This is a genomic window from Nocardioides sp. (assembly GCF_034670285.1).
Classification (GTDB): domain Bacteria; phylum Actinomycetota; class Actinomycetes; order Propionibacteriales; family Nocardioidaceae; genus Nocardioides.
Genome location: NZ_JAXMNS010000418.1, coordinates 1 through 3,206 on the forward strand (window position 1 = coordinate 1; position 3,206 = coordinate 3,206).

Consider the following 3,206-nt stretch of genomic DNA (forward strand, 5'->3'; position numbering starts at 1 on the left):
CCGCCGGTGGCGACGGCACCGTCGAGCCGATGTGGTTGCTGGCCAACCTCGGCGACTCCCGCGTCTACCGCCATCACGGCACGGTGGTCGAGCAGGTCAGCACCGACCACAGCGTCGTCCAGGAGCTCGTCGACGAGGGCACCCTCACCAGAACCGAGGCCGAGACCCACCCGCACCGACACGTCATCACCCGGGCGCTGGGCGGGCTGGGGAGCGTGGAGGCCGACTACTTCGTGCTGCCCCTCGTCGGGGCGGAGCGGCTCCTGCTGTGCTCCGACGGCGTGAGCGGGATGATCAGCGACGACGAGATCGCCTCGATCCTCACCCGCACCACCGACCCGCGCGACGCCGCCGACCTCCTGGTCGCGGCGGCGGTCGCCGCCGGAGGGCGTGACAACGCGACGGCCGTCGTCGTCGATGTGGTGGGATTGGTGCCGGATCGACCGTACGACTCCGCTGCCCAGCGCATGAGTCTCGAGCAGAAGTTGGGAGCGCTCCCGTGACCCCGTCCACCCATCGGTCCTCCTACCGCCCGGGCGCCTGGTTCGGTGTCTTCGGGAGTGCCACGACGCTGCTGCTGCCGGAGTCGGAGAAGACCCGGGTCGCCACGCTCTGGTCGCTGATCGACGACGACGCCGTCTTCGACGAGGTGCTCGACGCACTCCTCGAGGCGGGCCTCGGTTCGCTGCCCGGCTTCTTGCTGGTCGGGCACGAGGAGCCCACGAAGATCTTGGCTCGCGGCCCCGTGCGACTCACCGGCACCGCCGGTGGCGAGGAGTTCGAGATCGACGGCTCGACGGCGCTCACGTGGGTCGAGCGCGTCCTCGACACCGTCGACTCGCTCGTCGCCGAGGTCGGCGGCCCGAGTGATCACGCTGGAGAAGAAGGCGTCGACGACAGCGGTCGCGCCGACGACCTGCCGATCATCGGCGGCCTCGTGCGGGTCTCGCGGGTCGACCGGCCGGCCGCCGTCGAGGCTCCCGTCGTCCCGCCGGCTGAGGTCGAGGAGGAAGCTACGGAGTTGGTGGACCTCGACGAGGCGTCCGGGTCGAGCGACGACGCCGGTTCGCTCGACCGGCCCATCGATCTTCCCGAGGCCGGGTGGCCGCCGCCTGTCGGACCGCCCTCGGCACCGCTGTTCGTCGACGACCCGCTCTCGGCGCCGCTGCCGAGCGTCCCGGAGCAGGCCGACGACCACGCAGACGACCACGCAGACGACCCGACCTCCGACCACGACGGACTCACCCGCACCGGAACCCTCGGCCCGGAGGTCTCCCGCGAGCTGCCGGGCATCCCCGGACAGCCGGCACCGCCGCGCGTCGTCGCGTCGGTGGCCACGCTGCGGTTCTCCACCGGCGAGGTCGTCGACGTCGACCGGGTGGTCCTGATCGGACGTGCTCCCGAGGCGCGACGCGTCAGTGCCTCCGAGCAGCCGCGCCTGGTGAAGGTGCACAGCCCTCTCTACGAGATCTCCTCCACCCACGTGGAGGTGCGACCGGGATCGGGGGCCGACCACGGCACCGCCGTGGTGACCGACCTCGGCTCGACCAACGGCACCGTCCTCGACCAGCCCGGCGTCGGCGCGGAGAGCCTGCGACCCGGTATTGCGGTCCAGCTGATCCCCGGAGCCACCATCAACCTCGGCGACGGCGTCTCGATCCAGGTCACCCGGCCTTGATCCCGCAGCCCGCAGCGACCGTCACCTACCCGGCGGCCGAGCTCGATCGGCGCTTCTACGCCTTCGTGCTCGACCGGCTGCTCGCCTACGGTCTCCTCGCGGTGGTCGGCTACGTCGCGTGGCGCACGCTCCTCGCCGAGGGGCGGACGGCGGCGGGCGTGGCGGTCGTCGTCTCGGCGGTGCTGCTGGTCTCGCTGGCGCACGGCGTCCTGCTCGGGGTCGCGGGCGTCTCGCCCGGCAAGGCCGTGGCCGGACTGCGCGTGGTCGGCCTCGACGGCGCTCCGATCGGGGTGCCCCTCGCGCTCCTGCGCGTGCTGCTCCTCGGGTTCCTGACCCTGCCGACCGGAGGGATCGGGCTGGCCACGCTCGCCTGGACGGCGGTCACGGCTCCCGACGGTCGGCACCGCGGCGTCCACGACCTGCTGACCCACGCGGTGGTGGTCGACGTACGACCGGTGCCCGCGGTCGTGGACGCCACCGACGCGCGACCGCGCCAGATCGTCAACCTCACCGCGCTGAGGCTGCTGCCCGCTCCTCGCACCCCGATGCCGGTGCCGGCGCCGGTCGCCGCGCCGACCCAGCCCCTGTCACCGCCGCCCTCGCGCCCTCCGGCGGGCCTGCCCACTGGCCCACCCACTGGTCCCCCGCCGTCCGCCCCGCCGTCCGCCCCGCCGACGAGCCGGCCCCCCGCGCTGACCGAACCCGCCCCGGCACGACCTGCTGCGGCGCCGGGTGCGTGGCGGGTGTCGTTCGACACGGGAGAGGAGTTCGTCGTCGAGGGGCTCGCCCTGGTGGGCCGGCGCCCCGAGCCACGGGGCGACGAGCCGGTGCGCCACGTCGTCGCGCTGCCCTCCTCCGACATCTCGGTCTCCAAGACCCACGCCCAGTTCCAGGTGGTGCCCGACGGAGCCCTGGTGGTGATGGACCGCGGTTCCACCAACGGGTCGGTGCTCGTGCGGCAGGGCGTGTCGCGCCCGTTGTCGGCGGGACGGCCTGCAACGCTGCTGGACGGCGACACCGTCTGCTTCGGTGACCGCACGATGACCGTCACCCGGGAGCACCGATGAGCCAGCCCAGCCCAGAGACCTTCGAGCACCACGGCAGCATCACCTCGACCGCGCCCGCCGCGGCGGTGTGGGCGCTGTGGTGCGACACCTCGACCTGGCCCGACTGGGACCCGTCGGTCGAGGCAGTCCGGCTCGACGGTGCGTTCGAGGCCGGCACGACCGGCACGATGACGCTGGCGGGCCCCTTCGAGGTGCCGGTCACCCTCGACGTCGTCGAGCCCGGCGTGCGCTACCTCGACCGGCTGAGCATGGGCGACCTCGAGATCAGCATCGACCACGTGGTGAGCGACCTCGCAGGATCAGGGTGCGAGGTGACGGTGTCGACCACCATCACCGGACCCGGTGCCGAGGGGATCGGGCCGATGGTGACCGCGGAGGCGCCCCAGGCCATGGCGCGGCTCGTCGAGCGCGCCGAGGCCGGCTGACGCAGGCCACCGCGCTGCGCGCTGCGCCTATCCGGC

4 protein-coding genes are annotated in these 3,206 nt (G+C 73.4%); all 4 read left to right on the forward strand.

What is annotated here, in order from left to right; translation table 11 throughout:
• A partial coding sequence (locus VOI19_RS16910) for a PP2C family protein-serine/threonine phosphatase (protein ID WP_416366395.1) occupies positions 1-503 on the forward strand: 503 nt, incomplete at its 5' end.
• Complete coding sequence (locus VOI19_RS16915; protein WP_323794122.1) at positions 500-1,678, forward strand: FHA domain-containing protein; 1,179 nt, start codon at positions 500-502, stop codon at positions 1,676-1,678. The genes VOI19_RS16910 and VOI19_RS16915, both read left to right, overlap by 4 nt.
• Positions 1,675-2,745 carry an RDD family protein gene (locus VOI19_RS16920; RefSeq protein ID WP_323794123.1) on the forward strand — a complete coding sequence of 357 codons (1,071 nt, stop codon included), beginning with the start codon at positions 1,675-1,677 and terminating at the stop codon, positions 2,743-2,745. The genes VOI19_RS16915 and VOI19_RS16920 overlap by 4 nt, the downstream gene beginning before the upstream one ends.
• Positions 2,742-3,170, forward strand: a complete 429-nt coding sequence (locus tag VOI19_RS16925; protein WP_323794124.1) for an SRPBCC family protein — start codon at positions 2,742-2,744, stop codon at positions 3,168-3,170. Before VOI19_RS16920 ends, VOI19_RS16925 begins: the two co-directional genes overlap by 4 nt.
• Positions 3,171-3,206: the final 36 nt, after the last annotated feature.